This is a genomic window from Chengkuizengella axinellae, from assembly GCF_030730905.1.
Taxonomy (GTDB): domain Bacteria; phylum Bacillota; class Bacilli; order Paenibacillales; family KCTC-33759; genus Chengkuizengella; species Chengkuizengella axinellae.
On sequence record NZ_JAVAMP010000010.1, the window covers coordinates 46,636 to 62,844 of the forward strand.

A 16,209-nucleotide genomic window follows, 5' to 3' on the forward strand; every position below is an offset into this window, starting at 1 on the left:
AAAAAGAGGAGAAGTATGATTTTCTCCTCTTTCCCAATCCTAAAATTATAGAGCTTGTTCAAAATACATAAGGAGGTTATCTTTATGAATAAAAAAAGTATTCGCGATGTAGATGTAAATGGAAAAAAAGTATTTGTACGTGTTGATTTTAATGTGCCTTTAAAGGATGGCAACATAACGGATGATACTCGTATCCGCGCCACTTTGCCAACGATTCAGCATTTGGTAGAACAAGGAGCAAAAGTAATACTTGCAAGTCACTTGGGACGTCCAAAAGGGAATGTAGTTGAGGAAATGCGTTTAACTCCTGCTGCAGAACGTTTATCAGAGCTTCTTGAGAAACCAGTGAAAAAGCTGGATGAAGCGTTTGGACCTGCGGTCCAAGCGGAAATTGATAAATTAAATAATGGCGAAATTGTTGTACTGGAAAATACACGTTTTTATGCTGGTGAAGAAAAAAATGACCCTGAACTAGCAAAAGCCTTTGCAGAGTTAGCAGACTTATACGTGAACGATGCTTTTGGAGCAGCCCATAGAGCGCATGCTTCGACTGAAGGTATAGCAAAGCATATCCCAGCTGTTGCAGGATTCTTAATGGAAAAAGAGCTGGAAGTATTGGGTAAAGCATTGAATAATCCAGACCGTCCATTTACTGCTATTGTAGGTGGAGCTAAAGTAAAGGATAAAATTGATGTTATCAATAAATTGATAGAAATTGCTGACGACATCATTATTGGTGGAGGACTTGCTTATACGTTCATCAAAGCACAAGGAAACGAGATCGGTAATTCTTTAGTTGATAATGAAAAGTTAGATCTTGCTTTAGAGTTTATTCAAAAAGCGAAGGATAAAGGCGTTAATTTCCATCTTCCTGTTGATGTTGTAGTTACTGATGATTTTAGTGCAGACGCAAACACAAAAATTGTGGACAATGATCAAATACCAGCGGATTGGGAAGGTATTGATATTGGACCAAAAACACGTGAAAAATATAAGGAAATTATTTTGAATTCTAAATTAGTGGTATGGAATGGACCAATGGGTGTATTTGAAATCCAACCATTTTCACATGGTACAAAAGCTGTAGCACAAGCATGTGCAGAGACGAATGCTTACACTGTAATCGGTGGAGGAGATTCTGCAGCGGCAGTAGAGAAGTTTGATTTTGCTGACAAAATGAATCACATTTCAACAGGTGGAGGCGCTTCTCTTGAATTTATGGAAGGAAAAGCACTGCCAGGTGTAGTTGCTTTAAACGATAAATAAACCTGTTCATTCATTGTATTATTGTTTATTAATTATAAAATGAAGGAAGTGAATAGCATGAGAGAACCTATTATTGCTGGAAACTGGAAAATGTTTAAAACAGTCAGCGATGCGGAAATTTTTATCAACGAGGTAAAAGGGAAGGCGGAAGTTGAAGGTGTAGAGAGTGTTATCTGCGCTCCTTTTACAAACCTACCAGCTTTAGTTGATGCGGTGAAAGGTACAAAAATAAAAGTAGGTGCACAGAACTTCCATTGGGAAGAAAGTGGTGCTTTTACAGGCGAAATAAGCGGGTTTATGCTAAACGATTTAGGTGTTGACTATGTTATCATTGGTCACTCCGAAAGAAGAGAATATTTTGCAGAAACAGATCAGACTGTTAATAAAAAAGTACATGCTTCTTTTAAATATGATCTTACTCCAATTGTTTGTGTAGGTGAGAAATTAGAAGAAAGAGAAGCGAATCAAACAAAAGAGGTTGTAAAACTGCAAGTGAATGAAGCTTTACAAGGACTTACAAAAGATCAAGCTGCGAAAGTTGTTATCGCTTATGAACCGATTTGGGCAATTGGTACAGGGAAATCTTCAACTGCTGAAGATGCAAACGAAGTCATCGCTTATATTAGAGAACAAATTGCTGTATCTTTTGATGCAGAAATAGCAAATCAAGTACGTATTCAATATGGTGGAAGTGTAAAACCAAATAACGTTCGCGATTATATGGGTCAATCTGATATCGATGGAGCGCTTGTAGGAGGAGCAAGTTTAGATCCAGCTTCCTACACTCAATTAGTTGAGGGGGCAAAATAAATGTCAGCACCTAAACCTGTTGCATTAATTATTTTGGATGGATTTGGACTAAGAAATGAAACAGTAGGGAATGCAGTTGCACAAGCAAACAAACCGAACTATGATCGTTATTGGAACACTTACCCACATACGACACTAACAGCTGCGGGTGAAGCGGTAGGACTTCCTGCAGGGCAAATGGGAAATTCAGAAGTAGGACATTTGAACATTGGGGCAGGTAGAATTGTTTATCAAGATCTTACACGTATCACAAAATCTATAAAAACGGGCGAGTTTTTTGAAAATGAAACATTGCTGAAAGCTGTTCGACATGCAAAGGATAACAGCCGAAAATTACACTTGTATGCTCTTCTTTCAGATGGCGGTGTGCATTCACATCAACAGCATCTATATGCTATGCTGCAAATGGCAAAAAAAGAAGGCTTAGAGGATGTATATATACATGCCTTTTTAGATGGTCGTGATGTAGCTCCTGATAGTGCAAAAGCCTACATGGAAGCATTGTTGAAAAAGATAAGTGAAGTTGGTATAGGAAAAATTGCAACGGTACAAGGTAGATACTTTGCGATGGATCGTGATAAACGTTGGGACAGAGTAGAAAAATCCTATCGTGCGATGGTTTATGGTGAAGGGCCAAAATATCATGATCCGATCAAAGCGATTGCAGAGTCCTATGAACAATCTGTATACGATGAGTTTGTTCTACCTACTGTTATTGTTGACCGTGAAGAAAACCCTCGTGGACTTGTTGAATCCGATGATGCAGTTGTCTTTCTAAATTTTAGACCAGATCGTGCGATTCAATTATCTCAAGTGTTTACAAACAAAGATTTTCGTGGATTTGATCGTGGAGAGCATTTCCCGAAAAATATCTATTATGTAAGTTTAACTCTATTTAGTGAAACCGTTGGTGGTTATGTTGCGTATAAACCAAAGGATTTGGATAATACTTTAGGAGAAGTATTGGCACAAAACAATAAGAAACAGCTTAGGGCAGCTGAAACTGAAAAATATCCTCACGTTACGTTTTTCTTTAGTGGGGGTCGTGATGTTGAGCTTCCAGGTGAAACACGTTTGTTAGTTAACTCTCCAAAGGTAGCAACCTATGACTTGCAACCTGAAATGAGTGCTTATGAGTTGGCTGATGCGGTAGTTAAGGAAGTAGAATCCGACAAGTTTGATGCCATTATATTAAATTTTGCCAATCCAGATATGGTTGGACATTCGGGTAAATTAGAACCAACAATTAAGGCTGTTGAAGCTACGGATGAATGCTTAGGGAAAGTTGTTGATGCGATTCTGGCAAAGGGTGGGGCTGCAATCATTACAGCTGACCATGGAAACGCGGATATTATTGTTGATGAGAATGGTCGTCCTCATACTGCACATACAACAAACCCAGTACCACTTATTGTGACAGACAACAATGCATCTTTAAGAGAAGATGGAATTTTGGCAGATATTGCACCAACCCTACTAGAACTATTACAATTAGAACAGCCTGAAGAAATGACAGGTTCATCAATTATCAAAAAATAAGGAGTGTTTTTTAAAATGACGATTATTTCTGATCTTTATGCTCGTGAAGTATTAGATTCACGTGGAAATCCAACTGTAGAAGTAGAAGTTTATTTAGAATCTGGAGCGCTTGGAACAGCAATCGTACCTTCTGGTGCATCCACAGGTGCTTATGAAGCAGTTGAGCTTCGCGATGGGGATAAAAGCCGTTACTTAGGTAAAGGTGTTACAAAAGCAGTGGATAATGTAAATGAAATTATTGCACCTGAATTGATTGGTTGGGATGCACTGGATCAATTAGGTATTGATAAAAAAATGATCGCGCTTGATGGTACACCAAATAAAGCAAAACTTGGTGCAAACGCTATTCTTGCTGTTTCTATGGCAGTAGCACGTGCTTCAGCTTTAGCTTTAGATCTTCCGTTATATGCTTACTTAGGTGGTTTTAATGCAAAAACTTTACCAGTTCCTATGATGAACATTGTAAATGGTGGAGAGCATGCTGATAACAACGTAGATATTCAAGAATTTATGGTTCTTCCAGTAGGTGCACCTACTTTTAAAGAAGCATTACGTACAGGTGCGGAAATTTTCCATGCACTTAAAAAGGTACTAAAAGATAAAGGTTTAAATACAGCTGTTGGTGACGAAGGTGGATTTGCTCCAAACCTTGGATCTAACGAAGAAGCTATTACAACGATTATTTCTGCGATTGAAGCGGCAGGTTATAAAGCTGGAGAAGATGTAATGATTGGTATGGACATCGCTTCTACAGAATTTTATAGAGACGGTAAATACGAATTATCTGGAGAAGGTAAATCCTTTACTTCTGAAGAATTTGTAGATTACTTAGCTGGGTTAGTTGAAAAGTATCCTATTATTTCCATTGAAGATGGTCTTGCTGAAGACGATTGGGATGGATGGAAGTTACTTACTGAAAAAATCGGAAACAAAGTTCAATTAGTTGGAGACGATTTATTTGTTACAAATACAGAACGTCTTTCTACAGGAATTGAAAAAAGCATCGGAAACTCCATTTTAGTAAAAGTGAATCAAATCGGTACACTAACTGAAACTTTTGATGCAATCGAAATGGCTAAGCGTGCTGGTTACACAGCGGTAATTTCACACCGTTCTGGTGAAAGCGAAGATACTACGATTGCTGATATTGCAGTAGCTACAAACGCTGGACAAATTAAAACAGGTGCTCCTTCACGTACAGATCGTGTTGCGAAATACAACCAATTGCTTCGCATTGAGGACGAGTTGGCAAACATCGCAATTTACGGGGGAAAAGAAGCATTTTATAACTTGAAATAAAATCAACTTTATATACGGTTACCCCATAGTGAGATTTGTTAAAAATCTCACTATGGGGTTTTTGTTTTATATAGGCTCTCTGCTTCCTCCTCTTCCCTAACCCCAAAATAACATAAAACTGCACCTATAATCGCAATATCATTGTAACAAGATCATCGATATAATTCAGTTACAACAAGGTAAAACGAAATAATTACATTATCTTAGGAGGTAGTTGGTTATGTCGATACCAGTAGGATTACAGTTATATACACTTCGAGAAGAAACGGAAAAAGATTTTGTTGACACTTTACAATCAGTCGCAGATATGGGGTATCAAACCGTTGAATTTGCAGGTTATGGTGGGATAGAAGCAAAGGAAATGAAGAAGATCTTAGACGACCTTGGTTTATATGCTCCTTCAAGTCATGTTCCAATTGAAGTGCTGCAGCATCAGCTGGAAAATCAAATAGAATACAGCTTGGAAATTGGATCTAAGTATATTGTTTGTCCATATTTAGACGTTCAGACATATCTTAGAGGAGAACAGAATTTAAAAACAACACTTGAAAGTTTTAAGGAAATTGCAGCGAAATGTAGAGATAACGGTTTGCAATTCGCGTATCACAATCATGATTTTGAATTTGAAAAAACGGAAGAGGGAAGCTACATTTTAGATCGTATATACAAATCCATCGATGCTAACTTATTAGTTGCTGAATTAGATTTGTTTTGGGTGAAAAAAGCAGGATTAGATCCAATCGAATACTTATCGTCTTTTAAAAATCGATGTCCAATCATTCATATCAAAGATATGACAAAAGATCATCGAGAAACATTTGCAGAAGTAGGACAAGGAATCATTGACTATCTTTCTATTTTTAAAATGGCTGAAAACATTGGTATTGAGCATTTTATTGTAGAGCAAGATGTATGTGAACGTCCTCCACTTGAAAGTATAAAAATGAGCATAAATTATTTAAAATCAATCGGTGTTGCTTAAGACATGCTCCTATGATATAATATGAACATTGATTTCTGTGCGAAAGCCAACCTTTTAGGAGGAACATTATGGGAACATTTTTAACTATTTTACTAATTATCTTCTCTTTGGGATTAATTGCAGTTGTGCTTTTACAAAAAGGGAAAAGTGCTGGATTATCCGGAGCGATTAGCGGTGGTGCTGAACAATTATTTGGTAAACAAAAAGCTAGAGGAATAGATTTGTTACTACAACGTTTAACATTAGTGTTAGCTGTAGGTTTTATTGTTTTAGCGCTATTAGTTTCTTATATTTTTGGCCCAATTTGATTATTACTTATAACGAATCCAAACAGCAGGAGACAATTCCTGCTGTTTTCTTTTTGTTTTTTATGATGTTAATACATGGGACTCTTTTAAAAATAAGGGCGATTAGTAGGAGTTATGTTTAATTGTTTATTTACAGAGAATACTATGAGATAGAAATTGAAGTTTAGAGGTGAACATATGGTAGTAGCAGAAGAACATTTACTTAACTTTATGCGTGAAGATGCATATAAACCGATGAGTTATAAAGAACTAGAACAGCATTTTCAAGTAGAAGGTGCTGAAGAGTTCCGAAGTTTTTTAAAATTATTAAATGATTTAGAAACAAGGGGCATCATTATTAGGACGAGAACGGATCGATATGGTGTTCCTGAAAGAATGGATCTAATTAGAGGGAAAATTCAAGCACATGCAAAAGGTTTTGCTTTTCTTATCCCTGATGACAAGGATCAATCTGATGTTTATATTCATGCCAATGATCTTATGAGTGCTATGAATGGAGATGTTGTGTTTGTTCGTGTGAACAGCAGAGGTCCATCAGGAGGGAAATTAGAAGGTGAAGTTGTTCGTATAATAGAACGCGCGATTACACAAATAGTAGGTATTTTTCAAAATAACGGAGCATTTGGATTTATTCTTCCGGATGATAAACGTCTTACCAGAGATGTTTTTGTTCCGAAGGAAAGTTTTTTAGGTGCGGTTGATGGGCAAAAGGTAGTAGCAGAAATTGTGAAATATCCAGAAGGAAGAGCCTCTGCGGAAGGTAAAATTATTGAAATTCTTGGACATAAGGATGATCCAGGAGTAGATATATTGTCCATTATTCGCAAATTTAATTTGCCTGAAATGTTCAACGATGAAGTGATGGATGAAGCTGAAGCTGCACCTGATGCCATTACGGAGGAAGAAATACAAGCACAAGGAAGAAGAGACTTGCGGGATAAAACGATTGTCACCATTGATGGTGCCGACGCAAAGGATCTAGATGATGCCGTAAATGTTGAAAAATTGGAAAATGGGAACTATCGTTTAGGTGTACATATTGCTGATGTTGGTTACTATGTGAAGGAAAATTCCAAGCTGGATCAAGAAGCTTTCAATCGAGGCTGCAGTGTTTATTTGGTTGACAGAGTGATTCCAATGCTTCCACATCGATTATCAAATGGGATATGTAGTTTAAATCCACAGGTTGATCGATTAACAATGTCCTGTGAAATGGAATTTGATACTACAGGCAAGTTGATTAAACATGATATCTTTACGAGTGTGATTAATACGACTGAAAGAATGACATACACCGATGTAAGAAAGATATTAGAAGATGAAGATGCTGAATTAATGGATCGATATAGCGATCTTATTGACTTTTTTAAGCAAATGAAAGAACTCGCGCTGATTTTAAGGAAAAAACGTATGAAACGTGGTGCCATTGATTTTGATTTTCAGGAGTCTAAAATTATTGTAGACAATCAAGGCGTACCTGTTGATATCGTGAAAAGAGAAAGATCAATTGCTGAACAAATCATTGAAGAGTTTATGTTGGCTGCGAATGAAACGGTAGCGGAACATTTTTACTGGCTAAAAGTGCCTTTCTTATATCGAATACATGAACATCCAGATGCAGAGAAACTCATGAACCTAATGACATTTATTAATAATTTTGGATATGTCATTCGAGGCAGAAGCAACTCTATTCATCCAAGAGCGCTGCAAACTATCATTGAGGAGATTAAAGGATCCAAGGAAGAAACTGTCATTAGTACCTATATGTTAAGGTCAATGAAGCAGGCAAAATATGATGCAGAAAGCACGGGTCATTTTGGTCTAGCAGCAGACTTTTATTCTCATTTTACTTCACCAATACGAAGATATCCTGATTTAGTCATTCATCGTGTGATGCGCGAAATCATTACAAGTGGTGCTTTATCTGAAAAAAGACATGAATATCTAGCTAGTCGAATGCATGACATAGCGGTGCAATCATCAGAGAGAGAAAGATTAGCTGTTGATGCAGAGCGTGAAACAGATGATCTTAAGAAAGCTGAATTTATGTTGGATAAAGTGGGAGAAGAATTTGAAGGGATTGTCAGCAGCGTAACAAGCTTTGGCATGTTTGTAGAGCTAGATAACTCCGTAGAAGGTCTTATTCGCTTGAGTGATTTAACAGATGATTATTATCATTATCATGAGGCGCAGCTTGCACTCATTGGAGAGAGAACATCTAAAATATATCGCATTGGAGACGAAGTGAAGGTAAGAGTCTCCCGTGTAAACATTACGGATTACACCATTGATTTTGAGCTTGTAGATATGAAACCACGAAAAAGTAAAGTGAGTTTGGTAGATGATAAAAAGGGAGAAAAAAAACAAAGTTACGTAAAAGCAAAAAGAAAAAAGAAAGAGAAGAAAAGACCTAAGATTTAATATTGATTTCAAATAGGGTTATTGATAAAATTGATTTCTAGCCATAAAAAGCAACACGCATTGGGAGAAGTGATAAAGATATGAGCAAAAAAAGTACAGATAGGCCATTAGCTCAAAATAAAAAAGCATCCCATGACTATTTTATTGAAGAGACATTTGAAGCGGGTCTTGTGTTGACAGGAACTGAAATCAAGTCAATTCGTGGGGGAAAAACGAATATGTCAGATAGTTTTGCTACGATTCGTAATGGGGAAGCGTTTATTCATAATATGCATGTTAGCCCATTCGAACAAGGAAATCGCAATAACCCTGATGATCCTACACGTGCTAGGAAGTTACTGCTCAAAAGGAAACAAATTGATACTCTTTACGGAGCTTCTAAGCAGCAAGGATATGCGTTAGTGCCACTCAAAATTTATATAAAAAATGGATTTGCAAAGCTCTTGCTTGGATTGGGTAAAGGTAAAAAACAATATGATAAAAGAGAAACAGCGAAGAAAAAAGATGCACAACGAGACATCCAAAGAGCACTTCGTGAAAAGCAAAAAGTGGCTCGTTAATTTTTTAGCAAGTGTTTGATTTTCATCCAATCACGACCACGCTTTCCAACAATTAATTTTAGATAAATACGTGTCATTGTGGTATACTATGAGTACAGCAACAGAGAAACACTTTAAGTTATACTAATGTGTTTCATTTATGAATTAGCTTCTCATGAAGCTTTTTTCTATCCTGGGGGCGTTTATGGATTCGACGGGGATAGTTTGAGCATGAGTAGCGGGTAGTGGGGACGCGTCCACTTCATCAACGCTAAAGCCTATTTAAACGGCAAACAAAACAACAACTTAGCTTTAGCTGCTTAATAACCAGCGGGCTAGCTCTAACCTTCCATCGCCCATGTGGCAGGATTAGGGCTCAACTTTAGTGGGCTACGCCGTTTGATCTCCGTCTGAGGTCAGCGGAAGAAGACAATCAGACTAGTTTAAACAGTAGCGGGTTGCTTGGCGGCTGTTTAAGCGAAACTTTCTCAAGCAACTACACCCGTAGAAGCTTATGTGGCGATATTTTCGGACAGGGGTTCGACTCCCCTCGCCTCCACCAAACGTAAAGGCTCTGACCGCAAGAGGTCAGGGCCTTTTATTTTGTTAGACGAGACATAAGAACCCAAGGGTTTAGACCGCACGGACCGCAGCAAAGCGGAGGGAGTACGGCATTTCATTCAACCGATAAGATTGTCATCAAAAGGAAAGCATCGATAGCAGTTATAATAAGAGAATGAGATACTCCCCTCGCCTCCACCAAACGAGAAAAAAGAATAGAATAAAAACCATTAAGATTGAAACAGGAAACCCGTAAAATAAAAGTATACATACGGTAATAAAACGAATAAAAATATCATTCAGCTAAAGTGCTTAGCTTAGATGTTTACCTTGTCAAGGATACCGACATTCTTCTTTTTTTGTGGCAATTCAGAACAGATCATACCAACAAAGATACATATACATCCTATAATCGCAATATGAGATAACTGTTCATTTGCCCAAAGGTATCCTGCGAGAGCAGCGAAGACAGGCTCAGTAGCAAAAATTAATGCCACTCTTGTAGGTGTTGTTGATTTTTGAAATGTGGTCTGTGCTAAAAAAGCAAGTGCAGTTGCAAATATAGATGTAATTCCTAAAGCTATAAAAACCTCGTTTTTAAATAATATATTAAATTGAAGTTGAGATTCCCAATCTTCAAAAAGAAAGGCTAATAATAGCGATAAAATAGATACAGTAAACACTTGTATGACGGTTAATAATAGGCTTGAGTAACGGTTTGTATATTTTCCAGTCAGAATAATGTGCATAGCAAATGATATGGCACAAAAAAACACAAGAACATCACCGTTATTCATAGATATTCGATCCCCGATCGTTAACATGTAGAGACCAACCGTTGCTACTAATGCACCTATGATTCCATTACGGGTCAATTTCGATTTTGTTAAAAAGACTGCAAATAATGGAACTAATACAACACTTAAACCGGTGATAAAACCAGCCTTGGATGAAGTAGTATAAAGCAATCCGAAAGTTTGAAAGGCATATCCTAAAAATAACCAGATACCTAATACCATGCCAGATATCAATAAAGAACGATCTATTTCCTTCAATAGCTTCAATTTATATAGGAGAATAAACAAAAGTAAAAAAAGTCCTGCTATCAAAAAACGGATTCCATTAAATGAAAATGGATGTAAAAATGAAATTGCATTTTGAACGAGTACAAAGGTTGTACCCCACACGAAGGCTACGAGCAACAAAACTCCATCTGCTAAAACGGATTTCTTTAACAATGATCAAATCTCTCTTTCTTATAAAAATACTAGTATTTTACGTAATTTTAAATTGAAACCTTTGAAAATGGGTATATCGTGAGATTATAAGATATGTTATAATTGCTGTCAATTTTAATTGGGAAATAGTATTTTGTTAAAAGAATGATTAGTGTTTCAATATTTAAATGTGTTATTGTTTTTTTGGAGGCGTTTTTGATGCTTGTTTTTTTGGAAGGATTACCTGGAGTTGGAAAATCAACAAACTCAGGTTTATTATATCGTCAGTTTGAACGAAATGGGTTTAATACAAGATGGGTACCTGAATTAGAACGATCTCACCCGGTTTTGTTTTTCCATGAAGCTTATTTTAGTAAGGAAGAATATCAAAGTTGGAAAAATGGGCAGGATCAAGATGTATCATTTATGGATCGAATTGCTCAAGTACGTGAAGACAGTGTGGGTATAGATTTGCTTGAGTTATCATGGAATCATCAAGAAAATTTACCTGAGGCAGCATTTCAAAAACTTCGAGAAAAAAATGTGTGGAATTTTTCACTTGAAAAATATATTGAGGTTGCATTGGAAAAGTGGAAATGTTTTGCCAAAAGCGTTGCAGAAAAACCTGAGCAGGTCGTTATATTAGATAGTTGTATTTTCCAATATCAAATCTTTAGTTTTCAACTTGAAAATGCCCCGAAACAAGCATTAGATTACTTTATAGAAACTTTATGGGGTATTGTAAAGCCTTTAAATCCAAAACTAGTTTATCTGCACCGTGAATCTGTAACAGATGCGATAGACCATCTTATAAAAGCTCGTGGAGAGTCATTTATACAAAGTATTTGGAAAAGGGATAGACAAAGAGCTTACTACAACTCTCGACCAGATCAAGTTGAAACTTATTTTGAGTTTTTAGCTGATTATCATCAAGTGGCGCATGAGTTGTTTGAAAAGGCACCCTGTCCTAAGCTTTCGATAGAAGTAACATCAGCGGAATGGGGAGAATATGAACATCAGTTGCTAACTTTTTTTGATCTAACACATCTTCCTGATCCTACAGTGAGACTTCAAGAAGGTGAATTTTCCAATCAGGATCTTGTATTAACTATGAAAATAAAAAAAGATTCAGAGGGTTTTACTATGACAGATCCTGAAGGGAATAATCATAGATTACATTCCCGCTCTGAAGAGGAGTTTTATATTCATGATATGCCGGTTATTCTTAATGTGCCCGATGGAAATCATGTTTTGATCAAGGGTATCAGTCTAATCAATCGTTGGACAGAAACGGGTATCGTGTTTAAAAGGATAAGGGGACGAATTTAAGAAATAAACAGAAAAAAGACACCAAGTTGGTGTCTTTTTTGGAAGAGTCGGCTGTTATACTTTATCGTACAGCAAAGTTATTGGGCATTAAATATGAATATAAACAAAGTAGACATTGAAGCTAGTGATAAAATAAGCTCATGGGCGCAAATTTTCAATAAAGTCTAATAAAATTAGATCAAACTTCTCTGGCTGCTCCATATTTACACAATGACCTGCATCCTCAACAATATGCAGCTTCGATTCTGGGATTTGTTTATGCCAAAGCTTTGCATGATTTTTTCCTATGTCTAAGTCATGTTCACCATAGACGATAAGTAAAGGATAGGGTATTTTCTCCTTAGTTTGATGAAATATTTTTTGCATACCTTGCATGTATTTAAGTGATTTTCTTGTATAGGATTTGCTTGAAGAATAGAAGCGTTCATATGCATGTTTATGGTAGGTTGAGATTTTGGAAACGTAACGTCTTAAACTGTTCATGTTAAAAATGATCCTAAATAGTACTTTGAATATTGCTTTTTGCTGTGCCTTTAAAATATCTTGATTGTAATTGTGAATACTATATCCACCAACTACGGTTACGCTTTTGGTTATATCAGGATGTTTTTCAGCAAAACCTTGTGCAACTAAGGAACCTAAAGAAACACCAACAATATGGCAGGTTTTTAAATGATTTTCAGTTAGTATATCCTTCATATGTTGTATGGTAGCTTCTATATCATCTGTTGTTTTTTTAGGCTGAGTTTTACCATGACCGATCATATCCAAGGTTATAAGATTAAACTGATCAGATAAAGAATCGAATTGATCCACGAAAGCAGTATGGTCGCTAAAAGCTGGGTGTAGGAAGAGAACTGTCTCTTTTTTGTTTAAATCATTCGTGTAATAGTATACATCGTACTCATTATAAGTTAACGTTTTTTCATTCATTTTCGCTCTCCTTTCATTTTTTCCAAAAGCTCCTCATAAAAGGTTAAATCAAAAGAGTAGTGCTTTATAGCATAATCTAATGTTTCAAATTGATAGTTTGCAATTTCTTCGTATTTTTCGGGTATATCCATATCTAAAGCATTAGATTGATAAGTTGTATAATTGTTTATTTTGTCTTTTAAAACATGTATATATTTTTCTAATAAATCAATGCGCTTCTGGTTGTCAAGAAATCCATAAAAATAAAGCTTCAATAATCCATCATTTTTAGGAGAATCAATGTCGATTTCTGAACTTAGCCAAGACATGAACATTTGTTTTCCTTTTGGTGTTATTTGATATACTTTTTTGGCTCTACCGTTTTCAATGGATTCAGTAAAAGTAATTGCCTCTTCATTTAATAGCTTTTTTATTGCATTTTGAATGCTTCCATAACTTGCGGCGTAAAAAGGTGAAACTTCTCTTTCAAGCGCATTTCTCATATCGTAAACGGTCATATTTCTAAGCATGAGTAGTCCTAATAGTACATAAATCAATGAATAATCACTCCTTTAGATATATACCTAATAGTAATATATGATGGAATAACAATCAATATGATTCAATCATTTTTGGTGTTATAGATGTTGCCATGTGCATCTTGTTATTATTAGCATTATAATAATATAAAAGTAAGCGCTACTATTTTTCCAATCAGGATTTGTTTAAATAATTTTTTGGAGGTCCCATTTTATGATGAAAGAAAAAATACAAGCACTAATATCCGAAATGACAGTAGAGGAAAAAGCTAGTTTATGCTCTGGTTTAAATTTTTGGCATACAAAAGGAATTGAAAGGTTAGGCATTCCTTCCATAATGCTCGCAGATGGACCGCATGGGTTGAGAAAACAAAGTGGAAGTGCGGATAACCTAGGGTTACATAATAGTGTGCCTGCCACTTGTTTTCCTTCAGCTGCTGGATTAGCATGTTCTTGGGATCGTGATTTAATTGCAAAAGTTGGGCTTGCCCTAGGAAAAGAGTGTCAAGCAGAAGATGTTGCAGTATTGTTAGGTCCTGGTGCAAATATTAAACGTTCTCCGCTCTGTGGCAGGAATTTTGAGTATTTTTCTGAAGACCCATATTTATCTTCTGAGCTTGCTGCCAGTCATATACAAGGTGTGCAAAGCCAAGGTGTGGGTACTTCTCTTAAACATTTTGCTGCTAACAATCAGGAGCATCGGAGAATGTCTACAGACGCTGTCATAGATGAAAGAACATTAAGAGAAATCTATCTTGCGAGTTTTGAAGGGGCAGTGAAGAAAGCAAAGCCTTGGACAGTAATGTGTTCATATAATCAAGTGAATGGTGAGTTTGCTTCAGAAAACAGGACGTTATTAACAGAGATTCTAAAGGATGAGTGGGGGCATGAAGGATTTGTAGTATCAGACTGGGGTGCAGTGAATGAACGACACGAAGGATTAGCGGCAGGGTTAGACCTTGAAATGCCTTCAAGCAATGGAACGGGTGATCGAAAAATTGTAGAGGCCATCAAGAAAGGTCATCTTTCCGAGGAGTCGTTAAATAGAGCCGTAGAAAGATTGCTCTCTATTATTTTCAGAGCAGTTGAACTAAATCAAGAAGATGCATCTTATGATCAGGAAGCTCACCATCAGCTGGCTAGAGAAGTCGCTAGGGAAAGTATGGTTTTGTTAAAAAACGAAGGTCGAATTTTACCTTTGATAAAATCAGGTTCTATTTCAGTAATTGGAGCTTTTCTGAAAATCCAAGATTTCAAGGTGGAGGAAGTTCACATGTTAATGCAACAAAGCTAGATAGCGTATTGGAGGAAATACGAGAACTGCCTTTTCAGCATGCAGATATTTCCTATGCAGAAGGATATGATATAAATGCAGATAAAGTGGATCAAAACTTAATTCAAGAAGCAGTAGAGGCTGCCTCAAAATCTGATATTACGATTCTTTTTGTTGGACTGCCTGAAAGATATGAGTCAGAAGGATATGATCGTGAACATTTAGACATTCCACACAACCAACAAGCACTGATCCATGCAGTTGCAGAAGTACAAAGTCAGGTTGTTGTAGTGTTAAGCAATGGAGCTCCAGTGGAAATGCCTTGGTTAAGCAAAGTTAACGGACTAATTGAAGGTTATCTAGGAGGACAGGCATTTGGTGGTGCAATTGCAGATGTATTATTTGGTGAGGTAAATCCATGTGGTAAATTAGCAGAAACCTTTCCAAATCAGTTAAGCCATAATCCATCTTATCTTCATTTCCCTGGTGAAGGAGATCGAGTTGAGTATAAGGAAGGGATTTTTGTTGGATACCGTTATTATGATACCAAACAAATTCAACCGTTGTTTCCTTTTGGATACGGACTAAGTTATACCCATTTTGAATATTCAAATCTAAAAGTAAGCCATGAACAAATCAATGATAATGAAAGGATAGAAGTTCAAGTCACGGTGAGAAACACAGGTCATGTTCCTGGAAAGGAAATTGTTCAACTCTATATTAAGGATGTTAAAAGCTCAGTGGTTAGACCTGAACAGGAATTAAAGGCATTTGAAAAGATTGAACTTTATCCTGAAGAAGAAAAAGTTGTAACTTTTACACTAGATAAACGTGCATTTGCTTATTACGATATAGAGTTAGCAGATTGGTATGTTGAAAGTGGAGAATTCCAAATACGAATTGGGAAATCTTCTAGAGAGATTGCACTATCTGAAGCGGTTCAAGTACTATCAACAACAAAGAGGAAAGTAAAAGAAATTACTAGAAATACTCTAATCGGTGATTGCCTCTGGATGCTCTAGAGGATAATCCTGAAATGATGGAAGCTATGATGAAGTATTTGCCTCTGAGGGGGTTAGTCGCATTTAATGCTGATAAATTTTCGGAGGAAATGTTAAATCAGTTGATCGAAAAATTAAATCAGGCTGTTGTTTAAAAAGAAAAGCTTGATCAGTATAGGGCTGCCATTGTAGCCCTATACTTTTTTTTATCCC

At 36.5% G+C, this 16,209-nt stretch carries 12 protein-coding genes, 1 other RNA gene and 1 pseudogene; 11 read left to right on the forward strand and 3 right to left on the reverse strand.

Annotation, left to right across the window (positions count from 1 at the left end; translation table 11 throughout):
* Positions 1-84: 84 nt before the first annotated feature.
* The 9 genes from Q5Y73_RS17190 to ssrA all read left to right on the forward strand — a co-directional run bounded on the left by Q5Y73_RS17190 (position 85) and on the right by ssrA (position 9,726).
* The gene (locus Q5Y73_RS17190) at positions 85-1,266 is read left to right on the forward strand and encodes a phosphoglycerate kinase (RefSeq protein WP_305993148.1); all 1,182 of its coding nucleotides are present in this window, start codon (positions 85-87) and stop codon (positions 1,264-1,266) included.
* Between the two features lie 57 nt (positions 1,267-1,323).
* The gene (tpiA, locus tag Q5Y73_RS17195) at positions 1,324-2,076 is read left to right on the forward strand and encodes a triose-phosphate isomerase (RefSeq protein WP_305993149.1); all 753 of its coding nucleotides are present in this window, start codon (positions 1,324-1,326) and stop codon (positions 2,074-2,076) included.
* Entirely contained in the window at positions 2,077-3,615 is a 1,539-nt protein-coding gene (gene gpmI, locus Q5Y73_RS17200) for a 2,3-bisphosphoglycerate-independent phosphoglycerate mutase (RefSeq protein ID WP_305993150.1), read from the forward strand.
* A gap of 15 nt (positions 3,616-3,630) precedes the next feature.
* Positions 3,631-4,914 carry a phosphopyruvate hydratase gene (gene eno / locus Q5Y73_RS17205; RefSeq protein ID WP_305993151.1) on the forward strand — a complete coding sequence of 428 codons (1,284 nt, stop codon included), beginning with the start codon at positions 3,631-3,633 and terminating at the stop codon, positions 4,912-4,914.
* A gap of 220 nt (positions 4,915-5,134) precedes the next feature.
* Positions 5,135-5,896 carry a sugar phosphate isomerase/epimerase family protein gene (locus Q5Y73_RS17210; RefSeq protein ID WP_305993152.1) on the forward strand — a complete coding sequence of 254 codons (762 nt, stop codon included), beginning with the start codon at positions 5,135-5,137 and terminating at the stop codon, positions 5,894-5,896.
* Positions 5,897-5,964: 68 nt separating this feature from the next.
* Positions 5,965-6,204: a preprotein translocase subunit SecG gene (secG, locus tag Q5Y73_RS17215; RefSeq protein ID WP_305993153.1), complete on the forward strand. Its 240-nt coding sequence runs from the start codon at positions 5,965-5,967 to the stop codon at positions 6,202-6,204.
* Positions 6,205-6,381: 177 nt separating this feature from the next.
* Positions 6,382-8,625: a ribonuclease R gene (rnr, locus tag Q5Y73_RS17220; RefSeq protein ID WP_305993244.1), complete on the forward strand. Its 2,244-nt coding sequence runs from the start codon at positions 6,382-6,384 to the stop codon at positions 8,623-8,625.
* Between the two features lie 80 nt (positions 8,626-8,705).
* Complete coding sequence (gene smpB, locus Q5Y73_RS17225) at positions 8,706-9,185, forward strand: SsrA-binding protein SmpB (RefSeq protein ID WP_305993154.1); 480 nt, start codon at positions 8,706-8,708, stop codon at positions 9,183-9,185.
* Positions 9,186-9,359: 174 nt separating this feature from the next.
* Positions 9,360-9,726, forward strand: a transfer-messenger RNA (tmRNA) gene (ssrA, locus tag Q5Y73_RS17230).
* A gap of 316 nt (positions 9,727-10,042) precedes the next feature.
* On the opposite strand, the gene Q5Y73_RS17235 is transcribed toward ssrA, so the two are convergent.
* Positions 10,043-10,963 (reverse strand): DMT family transporter, encoded by a 921-nt coding sequence (locus Q5Y73_RS17235; RefSeq protein WP_305993155.1) that lies wholly within the window; start codon positions 10,961-10,963, stop codon positions 10,043-10,045.
* A 198-nt stretch (positions 10,964-11,161) separates the two neighbouring features.
* Here Q5Y73_RS17235 and Q5Y73_RS17240 point away from each other — a divergent pair, with 198 nt between their 5' ends.
* The gene (locus tag Q5Y73_RS17240; RefSeq protein WP_305993156.1) at positions 11,162-12,271 is read left to right on the forward strand and encodes a P-loop NTPase family protein; all 1,110 of its coding nucleotides are present in this window, start codon (positions 11,162-11,164) and stop codon (positions 12,269-12,271) included.
* Positions 12,272-12,409: 138 nt separating this feature from the next.
* On the opposite strand, the gene Q5Y73_RS17245 is transcribed toward Q5Y73_RS17240, so the two are convergent.
* Both Q5Y73_RS17245 and Q5Y73_RS17250 read right to left on the reverse strand, forming a co-directional pair.
* Positions 12,410-13,204: an alpha/beta fold hydrolase gene (locus Q5Y73_RS17245; RefSeq protein WP_305993157.1), complete on the reverse strand. Its 795-nt coding sequence runs from the start codon at positions 13,202-13,204 to the stop codon at positions 12,410-12,412.
* The gene (locus tag Q5Y73_RS17250) at positions 13,201-13,740 is read right to left on the reverse strand and encodes a PadR family transcriptional regulator (protein WP_305993158.1); all 540 of its coding nucleotides are present in this window, start codon (positions 13,738-13,740) and stop codon (positions 13,201-13,203) included. Before Q5Y73_RS17250 ends, Q5Y73_RS17245 begins: the two co-directional genes overlap by 4 nt.
* A 199-nt stretch (positions 13,741-13,939) precedes the next feature.
* Between Q5Y73_RS17250 and Q5Y73_RS17255 the strand changes: the two are divergent.
* Positions 13,940-16,151 (forward strand): annotated as a pseudogene (locus tag Q5Y73_RS17255) (glycoside hydrolase family 3 C-terminal domain-containing protein).
* The last annotated feature ends 58 nt before the right edge of the window (positions 16,152-16,209 follow it).

What these genes read in the sequence shown, in the direction of transcription:
- Q5Y73_RS17240 (WP_305993156.1), top strand. Translation starts at nt 11,162, where the DNA reads ATGCTTGTTTTTTTGGAAGGATTACCTGGAGTTGGAAAATCAACAAAC.
- Q5Y73_RS17210 (WP_305993152.1), top strand. Translation starts at nt 5,135, where the DNA reads ATGTCGATACCAGTAGGATTACAGTTATATACACTTCGAGAAGAAACG.
- Q5Y73_RS17190 (WP_305993148.1), top strand. Translation starts at nt 85, where the DNA reads ATGAATAAAAAAAGTATTCGCGATGTAGATGTAAATGGAAAAAAAGTA.
- smpB (WP_305993154.1), top strand. Translation starts at nt 8,706, where the DNA reads ATGAGCAAAAAAAGTACAGATAGGCCATTAGCTCAAAATAAAAAAGCA.
- tpiA (WP_305993149.1), top strand. Translation starts at nt 1,324, where the DNA reads ATGAGAGAACCTATTATTGCTGGAAACTGGAAAATGTTTAAAACAGTC.
- gpmI (WP_305993150.1), top strand. Translation starts at nt 2,077, where the DNA reads ATGTCAGCACCTAAACCTGTTGCATTAATTATTTTGGATGGATTTGGA.
- Q5Y73_RS17245 (WP_305993157.1), bottom strand. Translation starts at nt 13,204, where the DNA reads ATGAATGAAAAAACGTTAACTTATAATGAGTACGATGTATACTATTAC.
- secG (WP_305993153.1), top strand. Translation starts at nt 5,965, where the DNA reads ATGGGAACATTTTTAACTATTTTACTAATTATCTTCTCTTTGGGATTA.
- eno (WP_305993151.1), top strand. Translation starts at nt 3,631, where the DNA reads ATGACGATTATTTCTGATCTTTATGCTCGTGAAGTATTAGATTCACGT.
- rnr (WP_305993244.1), top strand. Translation starts at nt 6,382, where the DNA reads ATGGTAGTAGCAGAAGAACATTTACTTAACTTTATGCGTGAAGATGCA.